The organism is Luteimonas huabeiensis HB2, from assembly GCF_000559025.1.
GTDB classification, from domain to species: domain Bacteria; phylum Pseudomonadota; class Gammaproteobacteria; order Xanthomonadales; family Xanthomonadaceae; genus Luteimonas; species Luteimonas huabeiensis.
In genome coordinates this window covers 62,521-82,222 of the sequence record NZ_JAAN01000014.1, presented here as the reverse complement: position 1 = coordinate 82,222, position 19,702 = coordinate 62,521, and the positions used below count along the sequence as shown (strand labels likewise).

Annotated in this window: 23 protein-coding genes; 21 read left to right on the top strand and 2 right to left on the bottom strand. The window is 68.2% G+C overall.

Features of this window, described 5'->3' with window-relative positions; genetic code table 11:
• Positions 1 to 8 precede the first annotated feature (8 nt).
• The 14 genes from Z164_RS0104390 to Z164_RS0104325 all read left to right on the top strand — a co-directional run bounded on the left by Z164_RS0104390 (position 9) and on the right by Z164_RS0104325 (position 12,555).
• A complete protein-coding gene (locus Z164_RS0104390) occupies positions 9 to 746 on the top strand; it encodes a TIGR03759 family integrating conjugative element protein (RefSeq protein WP_024889524.1) in 738 nt (245 codons plus the stop codon).
• Positions 728 to 1,303: a transglycosylase SLT domain-containing protein gene (locus tag Z164_RS0104385; protein ID WP_024889523.1), complete on the top strand. Its 576-nt coding sequence runs from the start codon at positions 728 to 730 to the stop codon at positions 1,301 to 1,303. The genes Z164_RS0104390 and Z164_RS0104385 overlap by 19 nt, the downstream gene beginning before the upstream one ends.
• A complete protein-coding gene (locus tag Z164_RS0104380; protein ID WP_024889522.1) occupies positions 1,300 to 1,833 on the top strand; it encodes an integrating conjugative element protein in 534 nt (177 codons plus the stop codon). Before Z164_RS0104385 ends, Z164_RS0104380 begins: the two co-directional genes overlap by 4 nt.
• 10 nt (positions 1,834 to 1,843) lie before the next feature.
• Complete coding sequence (gene traD, locus Z164_RS0104375; RefSeq protein WP_024889521.1) at positions 1,844 to 4,015, top strand: type IV conjugative transfer system coupling protein TraD; 2,172 nt, start codon at positions 1,844 to 1,846, stop codon at positions 4,013 to 4,015.
• On the top strand, positions 4,012 to 4,761 hold the full coding sequence (locus Z164_RS0104370) for a TIGR03747 family integrating conjugative element membrane protein (protein WP_024889520.1): 750 nt from the start codon (positions 4,012 to 4,014) through the stop codon (positions 4,759 to 4,761). Before traD ends, Z164_RS0104370 begins: the two co-directional genes overlap by 4 nt.
• 117 nt (positions 4,762 to 4,878) lie before the next feature.
• Positions 4,879 to 5,250, top strand: a complete 372-nt coding sequence (locus tag Z164_RS0104365; RefSeq protein WP_081770089.1) for an integrative conjugative element protein, RAQPRD family — start codon at positions 4,879 to 4,881, stop codon at positions 5,248 to 5,250.
• On the top strand, positions 5,247 to 5,480 hold the full coding sequence (locus Z164_RS0104360) for a TIGR03758 family integrating conjugative element protein (protein ID WP_024889518.1): 234 nt from the start codon (positions 5,247 to 5,249) through the stop codon (positions 5,478 to 5,480). Before Z164_RS0104365 ends, Z164_RS0104360 begins: the two co-directional genes overlap by 4 nt.
• 10 nt (positions 5,481 to 5,490) lie before the next feature.
• A complete protein-coding gene (locus tag Z164_RS0104355) occupies positions 5,491 to 5,856 on the top strand; it encodes a TIGR03745 family integrating conjugative element membrane protein (protein WP_024889517.1) in 366 nt (121 codons plus the stop codon).
• 10 nt (positions 5,857 to 5,866) lie between these two features.
• The gene (locus Z164_RS0104350; RefSeq protein WP_024889516.1) at positions 5,867 to 6,265 is read left to right on the top strand and encodes a TIGR03750 family conjugal transfer protein; all 399 of its coding nucleotides are present in this window, start codon (positions 5,867 to 5,869) and stop codon (positions 6,263 to 6,265) included.
• Positions 6,262 to 6,942, top strand: a complete 681-nt coding sequence (locus Z164_RS0104345; protein WP_024889515.1) for a PFL_4703 family integrating conjugative element protein — start codon at positions 6,262 to 6,264, stop codon at positions 6,940 to 6,942. The genes Z164_RS0104350 and Z164_RS0104345 overlap by 4 nt, the downstream gene beginning before the upstream one ends.
• Positions 6,939 to 7,835 (top strand): TIGR03749 family integrating conjugative element protein, encoded by an 897-nt coding sequence (locus tag Z164_RS0104340; RefSeq protein ID WP_024889514.1) that lies wholly within the window; start codon positions 6,939 to 6,941, stop codon positions 7,833 to 7,835. The genes Z164_RS0104345 and Z164_RS0104340 overlap by 4 nt, the downstream gene beginning before the upstream one ends.
• Complete coding sequence (locus tag Z164_RS0104335; RefSeq protein ID WP_024889513.1) at positions 7,825 to 9,255, top strand: TIGR03752 family integrating conjugative element protein; 1,431 nt, start codon at positions 7,825 to 7,827, stop codon at positions 9,253 to 9,255. Before Z164_RS0104340 ends, Z164_RS0104335 begins: the two co-directional genes overlap by 11 nt.
• A complete protein-coding gene (locus Z164_RS0104330; protein WP_024889512.1) occupies positions 9,236 to 9,667 on the top strand; it encodes a TIGR03751 family conjugal transfer lipoprotein in 432 nt (143 codons plus the stop codon). The genes Z164_RS0104335 and Z164_RS0104330 overlap by 20 nt, the downstream gene beginning before the upstream one ends.
• Positions 9,667 to 12,555: a conjugative transfer ATPase gene (locus Z164_RS0104325; RefSeq protein ID WP_024889511.1), complete on the top strand. Its 2,889-nt coding sequence runs from the start codon at positions 9,667 to 9,669 to the stop codon at positions 12,553 to 12,555. Before Z164_RS0104330 ends, Z164_RS0104325 begins: the two co-directional genes overlap by 1 nt.
• Before the next feature lie 64 nt (positions 12,556 to 12,619).
• Here Z164_RS0104325 and Z164_RS0104320 read toward each other — a convergent pair whose 3' ends face one another.
• Positions 12,620 to 13,528 carry a nucleotidyl transferase AbiEii/AbiGii toxin family protein gene (locus Z164_RS0104320; RefSeq protein WP_024889510.1) on the bottom strand — a complete coding sequence of 303 codons (909 nt, stop codon included), beginning with the start codon at positions 13,526 to 13,528 and terminating at the stop codon, positions 12,620 to 12,622.
• Positions 13,518 to 14,138 (bottom strand): type IV toxin-antitoxin system AbiEi family antitoxin domain-containing protein, encoded by a 621-nt coding sequence (locus tag Z164_RS0104315; RefSeq protein ID WP_024889509.1) that lies wholly within the window; start codon positions 14,136 to 14,138, stop codon positions 13,518 to 13,520. The genes Z164_RS0104320 and Z164_RS0104315 overlap by 11 nt, the downstream gene beginning before the upstream one ends.
• Before the next feature lie 233 nt (positions 14,139 to 14,371).
• Between Z164_RS0104315 and Z164_RS0104310 the strand changes: the two genes are divergently transcribed.
• The 7 genes from Z164_RS0104310 to Z164_RS0104280 all read left to right on the top strand — a co-directional run bounded on the left by Z164_RS0104310 (position 14,372) and on the right by Z164_RS0104280 (position 19,698).
• Positions 14,372 to 15,070, top strand: a complete 699-nt coding sequence (locus Z164_RS0104310; RefSeq protein ID WP_236621745.1) for a DsbA family protein — start codon at positions 14,372 to 14,374, stop codon at positions 15,068 to 15,070.
• 190 nt (positions 15,071 to 15,260) lie between these two features.
• Positions 15,261 to 15,761: a RadC family protein gene (radC, locus tag Z164_RS0104305; protein WP_024889507.1), complete on the top strand. Its 501-nt coding sequence runs from the start codon at positions 15,261 to 15,263 to the stop codon at positions 15,759 to 15,761.
• Between the two features lie 101 nt (positions 15,762 to 15,862).
• Positions 15,863 to 16,435, top strand: a complete 573-nt coding sequence (locus tag Z164_RS0104300; RefSeq protein WP_024889506.1) for a hypothetical protein — start codon at positions 15,863 to 15,865, stop codon at positions 16,433 to 16,435.
• A 132-nt stretch (positions 16,436 to 16,567) separates the two neighbouring features.
• The gene (locus Z164_RS0104295; RefSeq protein ID WP_024889505.1) at positions 16,568 to 16,825 is read left to right on the top strand and encodes a metal-sensing transcriptional repressor; all 258 of its coding nucleotides are present in this window, start codon (positions 16,568 to 16,570) and stop codon (positions 16,823 to 16,825) included.
• A gap of 9 nt (positions 16,826 to 16,834) precedes the next feature.
• Complete coding sequence (locus Z164_RS0104290) at positions 16,835 to 18,172, top strand: MFS transporter (RefSeq protein WP_024889504.1); 1,338 nt, start codon at positions 16,835 to 16,837, stop codon at positions 18,170 to 18,172.
• Positions 18,173 to 18,322: 150 nt separating this feature from the next.
• Positions 18,323 to 18,766, top strand: a complete 444-nt coding sequence (locus Z164_RS0104285) for a TIGR03757 family integrating conjugative element protein (protein ID WP_024889503.1) — start codon at positions 18,323 to 18,325, stop codon at positions 18,764 to 18,766.
• 26 nt (positions 18,767 to 18,792) lie between these two features.
• A complete protein-coding gene (locus Z164_RS0104280) occupies positions 18,793 to 19,698 on the top strand; it encodes a TIGR03756 family integrating conjugative element protein (protein WP_377005530.1) in 906 nt (301 codons plus the stop codon).
• The last annotated feature ends 4 nt before the right edge of the window (positions 19,699 to 19,702 follow it).

Sequence of the window (19,702 nt, the reverse complement as noted above, 5' to 3'; positions counted from 1 at the left end):
TGTCGCCGATGAAGCACGCCACCGTCGCCCTTAGCCTGCTTGCCGCGCTCGCACTTAGCGCGCCGCAGTCCCTATTGGCCCAGCAGTCGCAGGCTGCTGCAACGAACGTGGCCCCCAGCCGTGAGCGGCCTGCTCCTATCGCACGCAGCGACGAGGACCAGGCGCGCGACTGGGGGCTACGACCGGAAGAGTGGGTTCGCTACCGCGAACTGATGCAGGGACCGCTGGGCCTGTCGTCGCCGAACCTGGACCCGCTGACCGCCTTGGGCATCGAGGCCCGCTCGGACGAGGAGCGGCGCAGGTTCGCGGACCTGCAGGTCCAGATCGAAGCGCGACGCGTCGAGAAGCTGCTGGCATACCAGCGCGCCTACGACGCCGCCTGGCAGCGGCTCGCGCCGGGTATGCAGCGCGTCAACCTGCCCGGCGCGGGTGCGGCGCCCCCCGGCATGACGCAAGCGGACGAACGGATCGCGGTCTTCATCAAGGATGCCTGTTCCGGCTGCGACGAGACCGTCCAGCGCCTGCAGGCCGAAGGAGCGTCCTTCGACATCTACGTCGTCGGCAGTCGTGGCGACGACGCGCGCATCCGCGAATGGGCTCGCCGCACCCGCATCGACCCGGCCAAGGTGCGCAGCGGCCACATCACCCTCAACCACGACGGCGGCCGATGGCTTTCCCTCGGCGTGCAGGGCGACCTGCCCGCCGTCGTGGGGCAGGTCGGCGGCCAATGGCAGCGGCAGCAGTAGCGCGCATCGCGCTGGGCCTGGTGTTTGGTCTGGCCGCGATCACCGCCGCGGCGCAGGAGGTTCCGCCACCGGCCTACCAGCTGGCCGCGCAGCGCGCCGGTGTTCCGTCCACCGTGTTGTACGCCGTGGCCCTTCAAGAGAGCGGAACCCGGCTCAACGGCCGCCTGATCCCTTGGCCGTGGACGCTGAACGTCGCGGGCGCCTCGAAACGCTACGGCACCCGTGCCGAAGCCTGCGCCGGCTTGCAGCACGCGCTGCGCCGGGTGCCCCCGACCCGCATCGACGCAGGACTCGGGCAGATCAACGTCGGCTACCAGCGGCATCGCTACGCGCACCCCTGCGATCTGCTCGATCCCTACCGCAACCTCGCCATCGCGGCCGAAATCCTGCGCGAGCAGCACACCCCCGGCGAGGACTGGCTCGTCGCCATCGGCCGTTATCACCGTCCCGCCGGCGGCGCACCCGCCGCGCGCTATCGCCGCAGCGTCGACAAGCACCTCGCGCGCGTGCTCGGCGAACTCCGGCTGGATGCCACCACCAGGAGAAACCTGCCATGAAGTCCTTTCGTGCCGCTGCCGCGCTGGCGGTGTTGTCGTGCCTGTCGTTCGCGACGCTGGCGCAGTCTCCGCCGCTGGTCGTCGTCGAAGACCGGGGCGGTGCGTCCGCGCTGCCGTACTACGAGTCGCTGAATCTCCAGCCCCGCGCGGACCGGCCGCTGCCGCGCATCGAACTGCCCCGCGTGCCCAACCATGCCTTCGACGAGGCGGACATGCTGCCCGTGCGCTCGGTCCGTCTGTCGCCCGGCGACGTCGCGCGCCGGGTGATCCAGGCGCCGGGACTCCGGCCGCTATTCCTGATCGGCGACGACGACCGCTCGCGCGCCTGGCTGCGCCAGCGGGGACCGGCCTTGCGCGAACTGGGCGCCGTAGGGCTGGTGGTCCAGGTCGAATCGCCGCAAGCTCTGGCCTCGCTGCGCGCACTGATCCCCGAGCTGCCGCTGGCGCCGGCCTCCGGCGACGAACTGGCCCAGCGCCTGGGGCTGCGCCACTACCCGGTGTTGGTGACGGCCACGGGCATCGAACAGTGAAGCCCCCGCGATGGCCCAGCGCTACGCGATCGAGGTATTGCTGCGGCCAGCGGTGGAGCTTTATACCGTCGCGGTGTGTGCGGGCGCCGCGCTGGTGTGCGTGGCGGCACCGTGGTCGCTCGCGCTAAGCCCGCTGCTGGGCCTGGGCAGCGCCTTGGCCTTCCTCACCTACGGCGCGATCCGGCTGCGCGATGCGCTCGTGATCCTGCGCTACCGGCGCAACATCCGCCGGCTACCGCGCTACGTGATGACCAGCCGTGACGTGCCGGTGAGCCAGCAACGGCTCTTCATCGGCAGGGGCTTCCGGTGGGAACAGAAGCACACGCACCGGCTGATGCAGACCTACCGGCCGGAGTTCCGGCGCTACGTCGAGCCGACGACCGCCTACCGGATCGCACGCCGGCTCGAAGAGCGGCTTGAGTTCGCGCCATTTCCCGTCTCCAAACTCGCCAAGGCGCTGACCTGGGACAGCCCGCTCAATCCCGCGCGGCCGCTGCCGCCGGTCGGCGGCATGCCGCGGCTGCACGGCATTGAGCCGCACGAAGTCGACGTTTCCCTGCCGCTGCCCGAGCGCGTGGGCCACACCCTGGTCCTGGGAACCACGCGCGTCGGCAAGACCCGGCTGGCGGAACTTTTCATCACGCAGGACATCCGCCGGCGCAACGCCGCGGGCGAGCACGAAGTGGTCATCGTATTCGATCCCAAGGGCGATGCCGATCTCCTGAAGCGGATGTACGTCGAGGCCAAACGCGCCGGCCGCGAGGGCGAGTTCTACATCTTCCATTTGGGCTGGCCCGAAATCAGCTCCCGCTACAACGCCGTGGGGCGCTTTGGCCGTATCTCGGAAGTCGCCACGCGCATTGCCGGACAGCTCTCCGGCGAGGGCAATTCAGCCGCCTTCAGGGAGTTCGCGTGGAGGTTCGTGAACATCATCGCACGTGCCCTCGTGGAGCTGGGACAGCGCCCGGATTACCAGTTGATCCAAAGGCATGTGATCAACATCGACGCGCTATTCATCGAGTACGCCGCCCACTTCTTCGCCCGGACCGAGCCGAAGGCGTGGGAAGTCATCGTCCAGCTGGAAGCGCGGCTCAACGAGAAGAACATCCCGCGCAACATGATCGGCCGCGAGAAGCGGGTGGTCGCGCTGGAACAGTACCTGTCGCAGGTGCGCGTATACGACCCGGTGCTCGACGGCCTGCGCAGCGCGGTGCGCTACGACCGGACCTACTTCGACAAGATCGTCGCGAGCCTGCTGCCGCTGCTGGAGAAGCTAACCACCGGCAAGATCGCGCAGTTGCTGGCGCCGGACTATACCGATCTCGCCGATCCGCGCCCGATCTTCGATTGGATGCAGATCATCCGCAAGCGCGCGATCGTCTACGTCGGCCTGGATGCGCTGTCGGACGCCGAGGTCGCCGCCGCAGTCGGCAACAGCATGTTCAGCGATCTCGTGTCGGTGGCTGGGCACATCTACAAGTTCGGCATTGATGATGGCCTGCCAGGTGCCACGACAGATGCGAATGTGCCGATCAACGTCCACGCGGACGAGTTCAATGAACTCATGGGCGACGAGTTCATTCCCTTGGTGAACAAGGGCGGTGGCGCCGGCCTGCAAGTGACCGCTTATACGCAGACGCTAAGCGACATCGAAGCGCGCATCGGCAATCGTGCCAAGGCCGGCCAGGTCGTCGGCAACTTCAACAACCTGATCATGCTGCGCGTGCGCGAGACGGCGACGGCGGAACTGCTGACCCGGCAGTTGCCGAAGGTCGAGGTCTACGCCACGACCCTGATGAGCGGCGCCACCGACAGCTCGGACATCCACGGCCCGACCGACTTCACCTCGAACACGCAGGATCGCATCTCCAGCACGAGCGTCCCGATGATCGAATCGGCCCACGTGGTCGGGCTGCCCAAGGGCCAAGCCTTCGCGCTGATGCAGGGCGGCAACCTGTGGAAGATCCGCATGCCGCTGCCGGCCCCCGATCCCGACGAGGTGATGCCGCACGACCTGCAGCAGCTCGCCGGCTACATGCGCCAGCACTACGCGGAAGCAGGCGACTGGTGGGAAGGCAACGCCGCAGCCGGATTGCAGGACACGCCGCTGCCGGACGATCTGATTGAAGGCTTCCGGCACATCGCCGGCACCGAAGCCGCGCCGGAGGAAGCGCGGCCATGAAGGATCCGGCCACCACCGCCCAGCACCAGCAGGCCCGCCAACAGGGACTGCTGGCCAGCATCGTGACGATGCCGTTCCGGTTCCTCGGCGTGCTGATCGGAGCGCTGCTGCTGTCCATCGTGATCGAGTGCGTCGGCATGCACTTCTTCTGGCCCGAGCAAGGCTGGCACCACGCCCAGGGCATGCTCGACTACGAACTCGGGCAGCTGTCCGCGCACTTCACCCGCAGCGCCGTCGTCCAGGAGCCCGGCCGCACCGCGCACTGGCTGGTCGAGCGTTCCTACGAATGGATCTTCGTGAAGAGCGGCCTGCTCGAATGGATGAGCAACGTCTCGGCCCGTGCACGCGCGCCCAGCCAGGACAGCGCACGCGACTTCCGCTACTACGTGAGCCAGGTCTACGTGTGGAGCGAGAGCTACCTGATCGCCGCGGCCTACACCACGCTTACCTTCATCGTCAGGCTCCTGGTGCTGACCCTGACGCTGCCGCTGTTCCTGATGGCGGCGTTCGTCGGCTTCGTCGATGGACTGGCGCGGCGCGACGTGCGCAAGTTCGGCGCCGGCCGCGAATCCGGCTTCGTCTACCACCGCGCCAAGGCGGCGCTGATGCCGCTGATCGTGCTGCCCTGGATCGTCTACCTCGCGCTGCCGGTCAGCGTGCATCCGCTGCTGATCCTGCTGCCCAGCGCGATCCTGCTGGGCGTGGCGGTGTGCATCGCTGCCAGCACCTTCAAGAAGTACCTCTAGCGCCACCACGCCCGCCCATCAATCGGACCGGCGCCAGTCCGCATTGTTTGCGGCGCGCATCGGACCGCGCCGAGAGCATTTCGCCATCCCTCGTGATTCGCGGATTGGCAAATGCGGATGACCGTTCCTCCTGCCGCCGACTGGCGTTGCGTGCTGGGCCTGTTGCTGGCGTTGTGCATGGCGTTGGGCGTCTCGCCCCACGCCCATGCCGACGACGCGAGCCCCGAGCATGCGCGCTTGGCCGCTGCGCTGCGCCAGCTCGACGCGATCGACCAGCTGATCGCGCAGGAGACCGTGCGCCCTCGCGACGAGCGCGCTCGCTACCACTTCGACTACTGCCGGCTAAGCGCCGACCTTGAGCGCGTCCGCGCCGGCATCCGCGACTACCTGACGCCATCGCGCGCCCAGCCACGCGACCCGGCCGTACTGCTCGGCGACTACCGCCAGGCCGCGGCCTCCGCCTCCCGTGAACCGGAGGCCACGCCATGAACGCCGCCCAGACCGCCGCCTTCCAGGCCAACGGTGGCTTTCCCCCTTCCGCCGTCTCGGTCGTCCTCGTTGGCGCCGTATTCGCCGTGCTCCTCGTGTGGGGCGTGTGGGCGATGCGGACCGCCTATGTCGGCTGGGCCGAGCAGCGGATTTCCCAGCGTCAGTTCGCAGGTGTCGTGATCCGTTTCATCGCGATGTACCTGGTGCTGACCTTCTTCCTGCTCTCCTAAAGGTCGCCCCATGAACCCGGTATCCCGTCGCTTTCGCTTCCCGCGTCTTTCGCAACTGGCCGCGCTGCCGGCCGCCGTGCTGTTCGCGCCGCTCGCCCAGGCCCAGGGCCTACCGACGATCGAAGACCCTTCGCGCGGCCAGGGCAGCGGCATCATGGAGACGCTGCGCAACTACGGCTACGACATCGTGATGCTGATCGCCTTGCTGGTGGTCGCATCGATGTTCGTCGGCGTGTGCTACCACGCCTACACGCGCTACGCCGAAATCCACAACGGCCGCGCCACGTGGGGCCAGTTCGGCCTGACGGTCGCTGTCGGCGCGATCCTGCTGGTCGTGGGGATCTGGCTGCTGACCGAAGCCACCGGCATCCTCTAAGGCCGTCGGCATGGCTGACCAAGACTTCCGGCCGGACGGCACGGTTGCGTTCCTCCCGCATCGGCTCAACCGACATCCGGTCGTCGTGCGCGGGTTGACCGCCGACGAGTTGTGGGTCTGCGCAGGCTTGTCGGCGGCCATGGGGTTCGGCGTTGGCGTGCCCCTGGCATTGGCGCTCTCGACGATCGCGCTGCTGCCCACGGCGATCGTCGCGGCCGTCGCCCTCGGGGTGTTCGGAGGCGGTGGGGCGCTGCGCCGTCTCAAGCGCGGACGCCCGGACACCTGGCTGTACCGGCAACTGCAATGGCGGGTGACAACGCGCCACTCATCACTAAGCCGGTTCGTCGGCGGCCGTCACCTGGTGACGCGTTCGGGCTACTGGACCACGCGTAGGAGCCGGACACCATGAGCCGGTTCAAGAACGAGGTCCTGCGCCTCGAAGCGCACATCAAGACCCTACGCATCGGGGCTAGCGTGGTCGTCGGACTGGCGCTGGTGATGGGGTTCGGCTGGTGGAGCGCACCGCGCGACCTGACCATCCACGTGCCCCCGGACCTGCGCTCGGGCAGCACGCGCAAATGGTGGGAGGTGCCGCCCGAGTCGGTCTACGCCTTCACGTTCTACGTCTGGCAGCAGCTGCAGCGCTGGCCGACCAACGGCGACGACGACTACCCCCGCAACCTGCACGCGCTGTCGGCCTATTTCACGCCGGCCTGCCAGGCGTTCCTGCGACAGGACTACGAGTACCGCCGCAATGCCGGCGAGCTGCGCCAGCGCGTGCGCGGCATCTACGAGATTCCGGGGCGCGGCTACGGCTCCAGCCCCGCCACGCGCGTGCGCACGGTCTCGGACCGCGATTGGGTCGTCACGCTCGACGTCACCGCCGACGAGTACTACGGCGCCGAGCAGGTCAAGCGCGCGCTCGTGCGCTACCCGCTGAAGGTCGTGCGCGCGGACGTCGATCCGCAGCGCAACCCCTTTGGCCTGGCGATCGACTGCTACGACGGCACACCGCAGCGCATCGCCACTCCTGCCGATCCCGCGCCGATTCCCGCGCCGCCCCCTCCCGCGGAAGACACACCATGAACCGCCCACTCGCCACCCTCGGTGCCGCGCTGCTGCTGGCGCTGTCCCTTCCTGTCCATGCCGTCGAGATCCTGCGCTGGGAACGGCTCCCCTTGGCGGTGCCGCTCGTCGTCGGCGAGGAACGGGTGATCTTCATCGACCGCAACGTGCGCATCGGCGTGCCCGCATCGGTTGGTGCACGACTGCGTGTGCAGAGCGCGGCCGGTGCCGTCTACCTGCGCGCCAGCGAGCCGATCGAACCGACGCGGCTGCAACTCCAGGATGCCGACAGCGGCACGGTGATCCTGCTGGACATCGCGGCCGAAACGCCGCAGGACGGACAGCCGCCGCTAGAACCGGTCCGCATCGTGGCCGCGGCACCGGCGACGGGCCAGCGCGGCACGACCGGGAAGGACGCGACAACGCGCACCGCGCCGACCGACCGACTGGCGCCACCGACGCCCGTGCCGGTGGTGCTTACCCGCTACGCGGCACAAAACCTCTACGCGCCGCTGCGCACGGTCGAGCCGGTACCAGGCATCACGCGCGCCAATCTGCGTCAGGACCTGCCGCTGCACTCGCTGCTGCCGACACTGCCGGTGCACGCACAGGCGCTGGCAGCCTGGCGCCTGGGTGATCTGTGGGTAAGCGCCGTACGCCTGCGCAACATCGCGAAGCACTGGCTCGATCTCGACCCCCGCGCCCTCCAGGGCGATTTCCTGACCGCGGCGTTCCAGCACCCCGACCTCGGGCCGGCGGGCTCACCGGAGGACACCACGGTCGTCTACCTCGTCACCCGCGGACATGGCCTTCCGCAGGCGCTGCTGCCGGCAATTGCTCCCGTCGACGCCGCGCTCAACCTGCCGGTGCCTGCCGCACCTGGCGACAGTAACGGAGGCCGCGATGAAGAGTAACGGCCTGCTCAAGTGGCTGATGATCCCGATGGTGCTGTTGCTGGTCTTCGTCGGCTTCAAGCTGCTTTCCGGTGGCGGTGACACTTCCCCCCCGGGACCAACAGACCAACTCACCCCGGAGGAAGCCGCCGCGCTCGGGATCACGGGCGATACGCCCCGCGATACAGTCGCCACGCTCGTGGCGCAGGTCCGGCAGTTGCGCGGCGAACTGCAGACAGCAGTGACGAAGAACAAGGCGCAGCGCGACGAGAACGAACGCCTGCGCCAGCGCGAGGGTGCCGTCGATCGCCGTATCCAGAGCGCAATCGAAACCGAGCGCAACCAGCTTCGACAGGACAGGGAGCAGGCCGCCGCCGAACGGCAGCAGACCCAGGGCCTGCTGCAGGAGCTACAGCAACGCCTAGACGGCGTGACCGGTCGCCGGGACGGCCACGCCGACCTGCCAGTGGGCCTGGGCCTGGAACCGGGCGACAGTACCGGTGCCGGCAGCGACGCCATCCATTGGGTCGAGCCGGACGACGCACGCGAGGAAGGACGCGGACGTTCCCCAGGCGGCACGGACAACTTCAGCTTTCCCACGAGCTTTGGAGAGGCCGGCGAAGGCATTAGCCAAGCCACCGACGACGCCGTGGACGCTGGTCGCCGCGCAGCCGGCAAGCCGGGCATGAAGCCTGTCTACACCGTCCCGACGAACTCCACGCTGATGGGATCGGTCGCCATGACGGCACTGATCGGCCGCGTGCCGATCGACGGGACGGTGAACGATCCTTACCCGTTCAAGGTATTGATCGGCCCCGACAACCTCACCGCCAACGGCATCGATATCCCCGACGTGGCCGGTGCCGTCGTCAGCGGAACCGCGTCGGGCGACTGGACGCTCTCGTGCGTGCGCGGCCAGATCCGCTCGGTGACGTTCGTGTTCAACGACGGGACCATCCGCACCGTTCCCGAAGATCGCGAGCGCGGCGGCAACCGCCAGCAGAACGATGGCAACACCACCCAGGACGGCCTCGGCTGGATCAGTGACCCGCACGGGATTCCCTGCGTCAGCGGCGACCGCCGCTCCAACGCGCAGCAGTACCTCGGCAGCCAGGCACTGATCACCGCTGCCGGCGCCGGCGTGGCCTCCCTGATCGACACCGCCAGCGGCCGCATGTCCTACGTCGGCGCCGATGGCTCCATCGGCACGGTGGGCATCACCGGCAACGAAGCGATGGGCCGCATCTTGGCCGGCGGTGTCCGCGACATGGCCGATTGGGTCAACAAGCTCTACGGCCAGGCGTTCGCAGCCGTCTACGTGCAACCCGGCGCCAAGGTCGCCGTGCATCTCGAAGAACCCCTGACCATCGACTACGACCCGGCCGGCCGCCGCGTCGATCACCGACTCGGAGACACCACCCATGCGCAAGACCTGGACTGACGCGCTGGCCGCGCTGGGGATTGCCCTAGTGCTGGCCGGCTGCGCGACCACGAAGGACGAGCTGATGCCGCGCTCGGACCAGACCATGCTCGACATCTGGAACGCCGAGACCGGCGGTGGTGCCGGTGGACCGAGCGAACGCCGGTTGCTCGATGCCCGGCAGTCGCTGCGCCGTCCACTCACGGCCACCGATGTGCGGGCCGCTCCCGCCGAGCAGGCCCGCTACACGCGCACCGCGCAGAACGAGATCTACCGCCAGTTCCACCGCCTGCCGAACCCAGACCTGGTGATGTACGTGTTTCCGCACCTAGCCGGCACGGACCAGGCGCCGGTGCCCGGCTACACGACGGTGTTCCCCTTGTATCAGCGGATCCAGTACGCGCTGCCCGGCGAGCGGATCGAGGACTACTGATGTTCGCGTGGCCCTCCCTCAAACACCGAACTCGGCCGGCGCCGGCCACGACATCGGCACCGCCTGATGCCTGGGAACGCCACGTTGCCCAGTTGCGCGCGAACGGCATCCCCGAACCCGGAGGCGGCCCGCGGACCCGCCGTCGGGCCACGGTCGCCGACGAGCAGGCCCTGTACGACGTCGCGCCATCGTTCGCGGACCTGTTGCCGTGGGCGGAGTACCTGCCGGACTCCCAGTGCATGTTGCTGGAGGACGGCGCTTCGGTCGCGGCCTTCTTCGAGCTGCAGCCGGTCGGGACCGAGGGCCGCGAACCCGAATGGCTGAGTCAGGTCCGCGACACCCTGGAAAACGCGCTGCAGGACTCGTTCGATGAACTCGACGAGAACCCCTGGGTCGTCCAGCTCTACGCGCAGGACGAAACCAGTTGGGACCGCTACCTGGAGAACCTGCGCAACTACCTGCAGCCGCGCGCGCGCGGCACCGCCTTCAGCGAGTTCTACCTGCAATCGTTCGGGCATCACCTGCACGCGATCGCCAAGGCCGGCGGACTGTTCGAGGACACCGCCGTCACGCGCCTGCCCTGGCGCGGCCAGTCGCGACGCACGCGCATGGTGGTGTATCGCCGCGTCGGCCAGGGACCGAGCCGCCGCGGACAGTCGCCAGAACAGGCGCTGCACATCGTCTGCGACCGCCTGGTCGGCGGACTTGCCAACGCCGGCGTGCGCGCGCGGCGCCTCGGCGCGGCCGACATCCACGCCTGGCTGCTGCGCTGGTTCAACCCGAACCCGACGCTGCTGGGGCCGAGCGAAGCCGACCGCGAACGCTTCTACGCACTGGCCCGCTATCCCGACGAAGCCGAGCCTGGCGAGATCGAGCTGGCCAGCGGCACGGACTTCGCGCAGCGGCTGTTCTTCGGTCAGCCGCGTTCGGACGTCGCCGAGGGCCTGTGGTACTTCGACGAGCTGCCGCATCGGGCGATTAGCGTCGACCGCCTGCGCGTGCCGCCGTCCACCGGCCACATCACGGGCGAGACCCGCAAGGGCGGCGACGCGATCAATGCGCTGTTCGACCAGCTTCCGGAAGACACGACCCTCTGCCTGACCCTGGTGGCGACGCCGCAGGACGTGCTCGAAGCGCACCTGAACCACCTGGCGCGCAAAGCCGTCGGCGAGACCCTGGCGTCCGAACAGGCCCGCCACGACGTGGAGCAGGCGCGCGGGCTGATCGGCAGCGCGCACAAGCTCTATCGCGGCGCGCTGACGTTCTACCTGCGCGGACGCGACCTGGCCGAACTCGACGCGCGCGGCCTGCAGCTGGGCAATGTCCTGCTCAACGCCGGCCTGCAGCCCGTGCGCGAAGACGACGAGGTCGCGCCGCTCAACACCTACCTGCGCTGGCTGCCCTGCGTCTACGACCCGGCCAAGGACAAGCGTCAGTGGTACACGCAGCTGATGTTCGTGCAGCACGCCGTCAACGTGGCGCCGCTGTGGGGGCGCAGCCAAGGCACCGGGCACCCCGGCATCACCGTATTCAACCGCGGCGGCGGCCTGGTCACCTTCGATCCGCTGAACCGCCTCGACCGGCAGATGAACGCGCACATGTTCTTCTTCGGGCCGACCGGATCGGGCAAGAGCGCCACCCTCAACAACATCCTCAACCAGGTCGCGGCGATCTACCGGCCGCGCATGTTCATCGTGGAGGCCGGCAACTCGTTCGGCCTGCTCGGCGACCATGCCGCCCGGCTGGGCATGACCGTCAATCGCGTGAAGCTCGCGCCCGGCTCCGGCGTGAGCCTGGCGCCGTTCGCCGACGCGCATCGCTTGGTCGAGACCCCCAGCCAGGTACAGACGCTCGATGCCGACGCGCTGGACGAGGAGAAGGACGAGGAGGACAGCGGCGACGAGCAGCGCGACGTGCTCGGCGAACTGGAGATCACCGCCCGGCTGATGATCACCGGCGGCGAGGAGAAGGAAGAAGCGCGCATGACGCGCGCCGACCGCAGCCTGATCCGGCAGTGCATTCTCGACGCCGCCAAGCGCTGCGTTGCCGAGCAGCGCACCGTGCTTACCCGCGACGTGCGCGACGCGCTGCGCGAGCGCGGCCGCGACGCCACGCTTCCGGAGACCCGGCGCACCCGGCTGCTGGAAATGGCCGACGCCATGGACATGTTCTGCCAGGGCGCGGACGGCGAGATGTTCGACCGCCCCGGCACGCCATGGCCCGAGGCGGACATCACCATCGTCGACCTCGCGACCTACGCGCGGGAGGGATACAACGCACAGCTTTCGGTCGCGTACACGTCGCTGATCAACGCGGTCAACAATATCGCCGAGCGCGACCAGTTCCTCGGCAGGCCGATCGTCAACGTCACCGACGAGGGCCACATCATCACCAAGAACCCGCTGCTGGCGCCTTACATCGTCAAGATCACGAAGATGTGGCGCAAGCTCGGCGCGTGGTTCTGGCTTGCCACGCAGAACCTGGACGACCTGCCCAAGGCGGCAGAGGCCATGTTGAACATGATCGAGTGGTGGATCTGCCTCAGCATGCCGCCCGACGAGGTCGAGAAGATCGCCAGGTTCCGCGAACTCACGCCCGCACAGAAAGCCTTGATGCTGTCCGCACGCAAGGAGGCGGGAAAGTTCAGCGAAGGCGTGATCCTCTCGCGCAGCATGGAGCTGCTGTTCCGCGCGGTACCGCCGAGCCTGCACCTGGCGCTGGCGCAGACCGAACCGGAAGAGAAGGCCGAGCGCTTCCGGATGATGCAGGCATTCGGCATCAGCGAACTGGACGCCGCCTACAAGATCGCCGAGCAGATCGACCGCGCCCGCGGCATCGAACCGTTTTCGATGCACGGCGACGAGGGTCTGCTAACCGCGCTAGGGTGACGTCGCGCTCTGGCGCAGTCAGGCGATTGGGTGAATCGCGAACGTGCCTGTGCGGAATACGCGCTTACCTTGCCTCGTGCCACCCATGACCAGGCTTCCAGCGCCAGGATGCTTCCACGTCCTCCAGCAGCGGCATCAGGAAGCGCTCCAGGTCCGCGATCACCGTTGCCAGGTCCCCCGGCGCTGCCGCCATCCGCTCGCGGGTCAGGAACGCCTGCCACTGTCCGCCCCAGGTCTCGGCGTAGGCAGCGGTGAACCCGGTCGGCCGCTCCTGCGGTAGCGCCGTGTCGCGCCGCTCGAAGGTCTGACGGACGGCCGCGGCCAGCGGCATCCGCTCCAGCTCGAACGTCGAGGCGATCACCCACAGATCGTAGAAATCCTTCAGCCGGCTGTTGGCGATGCCGCGCGACGCGAGCGCATGAAACTTCTCCGCCACCACTGTCTCGACGGGATACGCCCGCAGGTGCGGCGCCGGCGCATCGAGCAGCGCCGGGTAGTCGATCTCGATCGGCCCGGGCGTGATCGCATCGCCGAAACCCACATCGACCTGGATCGGAACGCGAGCGCCGGCAATCGTGGCCCGCGTGCGAACCCGCACGCCGCCGTACTCCAGTTCCTCGCGGATCGGCGCGGCTTCGAGCCCATCGACATCGAACGCCACACCGTCGTCATCGACGGGCTGGGCCAGGATCGCGCGAAACGCTTCGGCAATTGCCTCGGGACTGTTCTCGCCATAGCCGAGCAAGTCCAGATCGCGCGTCGGACGGAACGGCGCTTCCACCCAGGTCACGAACAGCATTGCACCCTTGAGGATGAAGCGGTTGCGATGGGCGGACACGCTCAGCCGGTACAGCAGCCGCTCCAGCGCATAGCGCGTCAGCAGGATCTGGAAGTCGGTGCGCTCGTCACGGGAGCGCTGCAGCAGGCGAGCCCGCACCGATGCGCCGACATTCTTCAGGGGTTCACGCGCCATCGGCCACCGTCGCCTCGACATAGGGTTTCATGGTCGACCAGACCCGGGCCTTGGTCCCGTACCGCCACAGCTGATCGCTCGTCGCCTTGCGCTGCCGCAGGCCCTCGCGCAGTCCTTCCAGCGCCACGTCGATCCCGATCTTCTCGCGATAGCGGAAGCAATCGACGATGGTCCGCGCCGGATCGGTGATCGCCACGTCCACGCCCTCGATGCGATGCCGTTCGACCCCCTCGTTCATGGCCGACCCGGTGAAGCGCACGAACCGGATCGGCGGGTAGTCGATCCGCGGGCGCCAGGCGGTCCGCTCGATCGCCATCCACACGCTCGACGGCATCTGCAGGGTGAGTTCGTGAAATTGCAGCGCCGACACCAGGCAGACGACGCCCTTGGGCACAAGCGCCGCGGCTTCGGCCAGCGCCCGGCGAGCGTCGGCCGGCCCGTCGGCCAGCTGGTACAGCCCCCGTGCCGGACGCACGACGACGCCTTCCCGGACCAGGCGCGCAAGCGTCTCCGGGTCGATGCCTCGGGCGGCGAAGTCCCTCTGCCGCATCGTGGAACGGGCGCCCAGGAGCTTGAGCGCCTGGTCGCGCTGGGTGCTGGTGTTTGCCACTGTGACGATTCCTCTGCTACATGGAGAATATAGCAGAGGTTTTGTCACATACCACCTCACAAGGGGAACCCGGCCATGCCGGATTGTTGCCCCCTGCGCCCGCGCGCAGGTGATGGACTCGACCCCCGGCAATCGGCCCGGATTCGACCACAGGGACAGCGATGCGAACGACGACCCCGTCCCCCCGCGGCGCCTGGCGCCGCCTTGTCTGGCCTGCCTCCGCGGCAGCGCTGGTGCTGCTGTTGCTGCTGGCCTGGTTCCTGTCCGGCCCACCGGCGCCCGACGCGCCGCTGCCGCCGCTGCCGGCCGGCAATGACGCCCCGGCCGCCACGCCGGCCCAGCAGGCCGGCCCGCCGTGGCACCACGGCGCCGCCGAGGCCCGCTTCACGCTGATCCTCTACGCCGACCTGGAGTGCCCGTACTGCAAGGCGTATGTCCCCCAAGTGATGGCGTGGATCGACCAGCACCCGGACACGCGCCTGCGCTGGCACCACCTGCCGCTGCCGGCGCACGAGCCGACGGCCACCCAGCTCGCCAGCCTGGCCGAGTGCGCCGGCGAGACCGGCGGACCGGCCGCGTTCTGGCAGGCCGTGACCTGGCTCTACCAGCACACCCGCGGCAACGGCCAGGGCGTGCCGGAGGAGGCACGCTTTCCCGGCCAGTCCGCCGCGCTGCAAGCCTGCCTCGACAGCGACCGCACCGTGGCGCGCATCCAGGCCCAGGCACGCGAGGGCAGCCGCGACGGTATCAACGCCACGCCAACCCTGCGCGTGCGCGACGAGGCCACCGGCCAATCCCTGCTGCTGCCCGGCCCGGTCGAGGCCGACGCGCTGCTCTCCGCGCTGGACCTGCTCACGTCCAACGAATTGCCGGCCGCGCCGGCCGAGCCCCCGGACCTGTCCGCCATCGACGATGGCGACATGCCCAGGTAGCCACGGTCTTCGAGGCTACGGCGCGGTGATACCGCGCTGACCGAACCGTTCGCATCGCATCCCTCGACGCGAACAGCCATCGCACCCGCGATGGTGGATGCCACTTCTTCCCGCTGTATCCACCCATCGTCCCGGAGGGCCAGTCCCTCCCATGGGCGCGCCTCCGACTTCAAACATGGAGGCCATACCCATGCTTTCGTCCCTGACCGTCCAAGATGCCATCGGAGCCGCGTCCACCACCCCCAACAGCGAACACGACGACTGGATCGTCGCGCAAGCCATCGCGCTACTGGAGCACCGGCTCTATGCCAGCGGTCCAACGCTGACCTGGCCCGATGTCGCACGCGACTACCTGCGCCTGCAGCTCATGCAGGAGCCCAGCGAAGTGTTCGCCGTCGTCTTCCTGACCACCAAGCACCAGGTCATCGCCTTCGAGGTCCTGTTCAGAGGAACGATCGACTCTGCGGACGTACACCCCCGCGTCATCATGCAGCGAGCGCTCGTCCACAACGCCGCGGCGCTGATCGTGGCGCACCAGCATCCGTCCGGCGGTACCGAGCCATCGACCGCCGACCGGGTCTTGACCCAACGGCTGCGCGAGGCGCTCGACATGATCGACGTCCGCATGCTCGACCACTTCGTGATCGGCAAGGGCGAGCCGTACTCGTTCGCCCTCAACGGCCTCATCTAGTCCCATCGCCGCCCGCTCGCCGGGCGGCCTTCTTCCACCCCGTGCGGGCGCACCTGTCCGATGGGGCGGGTGTGCCCATGTGCCATTCCAAGGAGCGCACCATGCAACCCGCCATCCATCACTTCGACGGCGTCCCCTTTGTCGCCGATCCCTACCGCGCCGGCACCTATGTCCGCGAGGACGTGTTCTGGCGCCAGTTCACCATCACCTGCCGGGGCGAGGTGGAGTATCGCGAAGACGATCCCATCTACGGGACCTTCTGGAGACCCTGCACGCTCGAGATCGGCCAGTGCGGCCTCATCGAACAGGCCATATCCCTGATCGAGCAATGCTATGCCGAGGATCGCTTTGATCTCAGCGACGACGATGAAGCCCTCAGCTTTCGCCCCGAGTCCTTCACCGTTGTCGATCGCAACGAGCGTCTGGTGCTGACCGGCGAAGTGAGGACGCCTGGCATCCGCTGGTGCCTGCCCGTCACCTCCGACCAGGAAGCGGAACAGGTAATCAAGGAGGCTCGTGCCTTGTACGACGAAGCCTCCTACGAGCACAGCTGGGACAACTACTGCACGGCCAAGAACCTGCGCCTGCAGGCTCGCGTGCTCCAGGGGCGGCTGGTAGACCGGTTCTGGCGCGTCCCCGCGCGCAAGGCCATCGAGCAGCACGTCCCATCGTGATCCACCGCGGGAGCTTCGGCTCCCGCTTTTCCTTTTGCTGCGCCCTGAGACGCGAAACTGGCCTAAAACAAGACGTTCTGTTGAAGCCTCGTGCTCTTGCCCATATCCCCCCAGGGGGGATACAGTCCCTCCATGAAGGAATCGCGCAAACACTCAAGCCATCCCGATCTGGTGAAGCGCCTCAAGCGTGCCGAAGGCCACCTCCGCCACGTCATCGGCATGATCGACGCGGGGGAGCCCTGCCTCGACATCGCCCGCCAGCTCGCGGCGGTGGAAAGCGCGGTGACGGCGGCAAAGCGTGCGCTGATCCACGACCACATCGACCATTGCCTCGACCATGGCTCGGCCTCCGTCTTGGCTGAAATGAAGGCGCTCGCCAAGCTGCTTTGAGGTGATGCGATGCTGGCCGTCCTGAAGAATCGTGCTTATCGCCACCTGTTCGCCGCCCAGGTGATCGCGCTGGTGGGTACCGGCTTGATGACGGTGGCGCTGGGCCTGCTCGCCTACGAGTTGGCGGGCGCCGATGCCGGGGCGGTGCTTGGTACGGCGCTGGCCATCAAGATGGTGGCCTATGTCGGCATCGCCCCGATCGCCCAGGCGTTCTCCGACCGCCTGCCGCGCAGATCGCTGCTGGTCGCCCTGGACCTGGTTCGAGCAGCCGTGGCCCTCTGCCTGCCTTTCGTCACCGAGGTCTGGCAAATCTATGTGCTGATCTTCGTGTTGCAGGCGGCGTCCGCCGGATTCACGCCAACCTTTCAGGCGACGATCCCTGAGATCCTGCCCAACGAGGCCGACTACACGAAGGCCCTGTCGCTCTCCCGGCTGGCCTACGACCTGGAAAGCCTGATCTCTCCGGTGCTGGCGGCGGCGCTGCTGACCGTCATCAGTTTCCACAACCTGTTTGCCGGGACAGTGCTTGGCTTTCTTGTCTCGGCAGCGCTGGTGGTCAGCGTGGCGTTGCCCGCATCCATTCCTGGCCCGCGCCGTGGCATCTGGGAGCGCACCACGCGGGGCATTCGCCTCTACCTCGCCACCCCCCGGCTGCGGGGGCTGCTGGCGATCAGCCTTGCCGTGTCGGCCGCGGGGGCCATGGTGATCGTGAACACGGTCGTCCTCGTGAAAGCCCGTTTCGGCTTGGGCGAAGCGGAAGTGGCCTGGGCGTTGGCGGCGTTCGGGGGCGGCTCGATGATCGCTGCGTTTGTCTTGCCCGGCCTGCTCGACAGGTTGGCGGATCGCCTAGTCATGGTCACCGGAGCTGCCGTGCTGGTCATCGGCACAGCCATAGGGGCGCTGGTTCCGTCCTATATCGCGTTGCTGCCGCTTTGGGTGGTGATCGGTTTCGGCTACAGCGTGGCGCAAACGCCTTCTGGCCGGCTGTTGCGTCGCTCCGCCCATGCCGAGGATCGGCCTGCAATGTTCGCCGCGCAGTTTGCGCTGTCGCATGCCTGTTGGCTGGTTTGCTATCCGTTGGCGGGGCGCTTCGGCGCCGCCTTTGGCCTGCAACCGACCTTCACTCTCATGTCGCTGATCGGCCTTGCCGGCGTGGTATTGGCGCTAAGGCTTTGGCCTGCCAGCGATCCTTCCAACATCGCCCACGATCACCACGACCTCTCGCCGGATCACCCTCACATGCGCGAGCACGCGGATCGAGGCAGACACCAGCATCCTCTGATCATTGACGATCTGCACACAGAATGGCCGCGCGCGTCGCGTCATTGCGTCCATTGCCGAACCTGATCTCGTTGAGCTAGGGGCTTCGGCTCCCATTTTCCCCAGGCCGTTCCGCGCATCCCGGCAAATCGGGGCGCGCCGGTGCCCGTTTGTTTGTCGTGCCCCCGCATCGACTGCGGTCGACTACCGCCATCGTCCACTCGACGGTAGTTCACCATGCCGACCTCATCCCTCGATTCTCCGATGCTGCGGCGAGGCCTGCTGGCCGTCGCGCTGCTCGCCGCGTTCGCCGGCCATGCGGCCGCCCAGGCCAACGACGCCCTGATCGTCGTGACCGACAGCCGCCACCCCGTACAGGCGCCGGCCGATGCGCGCGTCATCACGCTGGACCAGGCCGCCCGCATCGAGGCCGAGCTGGCCACCGACCTGCCGGCCGACGCCACCCGCAGCACCGCGCTCGTCCAACAGCGCCTTAAGGCCGGCGGCGCCGCGCTTCAGACCCGCGTCGCGACCGCCTACCAGGGTGTCGTGGACGCTTGGAGCCTCGGCATCACCACCATCCCTGCGGTGGTGGTGGACCAGCGCTATGTCGTCTACGGCGAAGCGGACGTTGCCAAGGCCGTCGCCCGCATCGACGCGCACCGCAGGAGCCGGCCATGAAGCCCTCGCGCCGCCTGCGCACCAGCATGGGCGCCGTCCTGCTCGCGGCCGCCGCGTCGTCGCACGCCGTCAACACCGGAACGATTGTCGCCTCCACGCTCTCGCCTGACTGCCTTGAATACCGGGTGGTCGGCATCTGCTACTGGCTCTACTGCACCTGGACCGGCTGCACCGTGCGCACCTCGGTGAAGGTGCGCCACTACGTGCCCGACGCCGTGGTGTCGAGCTACAGCAATACCGGCGAGAACCCCTGGACCGAAGTGCGGTTCATGAGCCCGCCCAACCCGACCGCCGAGGACGGCGGCGACGGCACCACGAACGAGGAACACGAGAACAACCTCGCCAAGTTCAAGAACGCCGACGTGATCGGCCATCCTGGCGGCCAGGTGTTCAGCCAGTTCGCCAGCGCCTCCGGCTACGCCTGCGAGGGCGCGGGCACCGCGTTCATGCCCTATCTGCTGAGCACCCTCGACACGCTCGCCTGGCGCTACAACGTGCCCGAGATGGTCTACCCCGAGTCGCTGATCCCGGGCCGGCGCGAGATCGGCACCCGGACCGGCCTGAACATGTGGGGGAACGTCTACCCGCGCGGCGGCTTCCTCCACCAGACCGACGACTACAAGTCCGGCGCCGTCGTCGCCCAGCGCGCCGGCGACATCGTCACCCGCCGCGGCCAGCCGCACGTCTACCAGCCCCTGCTGGCCGACGAGCGCGACGGCTACTGGCCGGCCGGCGCGCTGATGGAAACCGACGCCAGCACCGGCAAGTGGCAGGAGCTGACGCCCACGCTCTCCAACTCCTGCGCCGTCTTCCCCCACACCGACACGCGCGTCCAAGCCCAGCAGGGCGACTACGCCTGGGCGCTCTGGCGCCCGTACAGCTGCTGCGAGCGGCGGGGCCAGGTCTTCCTGGGCAGCATCGACTTCGACTGAGGCA

Coding starts and splice junctions, on each gene's coding strand:
- Z164_RS0104335 (WP_024889513.1), top strand. CDS start 7,825: ATGAAGAGTAACGGCCTGCTCAAGTGGCTGATGATCCCGATGGTGCTG.
- traD (WP_024889521.1), top strand. CDS start 1,844: ATGGCCCAGCGCTACGCGATCGAGGTATTGCTGCGGCCAGCGGTGGAG.
- Z164_RS0104365 (WP_081770089.1), top strand. CDS start 4,879: ATGACCGTTCCTCCTGCCGCCGACTGGCGTTGCGTGCTGGGCCTGTTG.
- Z164_RS0104385 (WP_024889523.1), top strand. CDS start 728: ATGGCAGCGGCAGCAGTAGCGCGCATCGCGCTGGGCCTGGTGTTTGGT.
- Z164_RS0104390 (WP_024889524.1), top strand. CDS start 9: ATGAAGCACGCCACCGTCGCCCTTAGCCTGCTTGCCGCGCTCGCACTT.
- Z164_RS0104325 (WP_024889511.1), top strand. CDS start 9,667: ATGTTCGCGTGGCCCTCCCTCAAACACCGAACTCGGCCGGCGCCGGCC.
- Z164_RS0104285 (WP_024889503.1), top strand. CDS start 18,323: ATGCCGACCTCATCCCTCGATTCTCCGATGCTGCGGCGAGGCCTGCTG.
- Z164_RS0104350 (WP_024889516.1), top strand. CDS start 5,867: ATGGCTGACCAAGACTTCCGGCCGGACGGCACGGTTGCGTTCCTCCCG.
- Z164_RS0104345 (WP_024889515.1), top strand. CDS start 6,262: ATGAGCCGGTTCAAGAACGAGGTCCTGCGCCTCGAAGCGCACATCAAG.
- radC (WP_024889507.1), top strand. CDS start 15,261: ATGCTTTCGTCCCTGACCGTCCAAGATGCCATCGGAGCCGCGTCCACC.
- Z164_RS0104355 (WP_024889517.1), top strand. CDS start 5,491: ATGAACCCGGTATCCCGTCGCTTTCGCTTCCCGCGTCTTTCGCAACTG.
- Z164_RS0104295 (WP_024889505.1), top strand. CDS start 16,568: ATGAAGGAATCGCGCAAACACTCAAGCCATCCCGATCTGGTGAAGCGC.
- Z164_RS0104370 (WP_024889520.1), top strand. CDS start 4,012: ATGAAGGATCCGGCCACCACCGCCCAGCACCAGCAGGCCCGCCAACAG.
- Z164_RS0104380 (WP_024889522.1), top strand. CDS start 1,300: ATGAAGTCCTTTCGTGCCGCTGCCGCGCTGGCGGTGTTGTCGTGCCTG.
- Z164_RS0104360 (WP_024889518.1), top strand. CDS start 5,247: ATGAACGCCGCCCAGACCGCCGCCTTCCAGGCCAACGGTGGCTTTCCC.
- Z164_RS0104280 (WP_377005530.1), top strand. CDS start 18,793: ATGGGCGCCGTCCTGCTCGCGGCCGCCGCGTCGTCGCACGCCGTCAAC.
- Z164_RS0104320 (WP_024889510.1), bottom strand. CDS start 13,528: ATGGCGCGTGAACCCCTGAAGAATGTCGGCGCATCGGTGCGGGCTCGC.
- Z164_RS0104300 (WP_024889506.1), top strand. CDS start 15,863: ATGCAACCCGCCATCCATCACTTCGACGGCGTCCCCTTTGTCGCCGAT.
- Z164_RS0104330 (WP_024889512.1), top strand. CDS start 9,236: ATGCGCAAGACCTGGACTGACGCGCTGGCCGCGCTGGGGATTGCCCTA.
- Z164_RS0104340 (WP_024889514.1), top strand. CDS start 6,939: ATGAACCGCCCACTCGCCACCCTCGGTGCCGCGCTGCTGCTGGCGCTG.
- Z164_RS0104290 (WP_024889504.1), top strand. CDS start 16,835: ATGCTGGCCGTCCTGAAGAATCGTGCTTATCGCCACCTGTTCGCCGCC.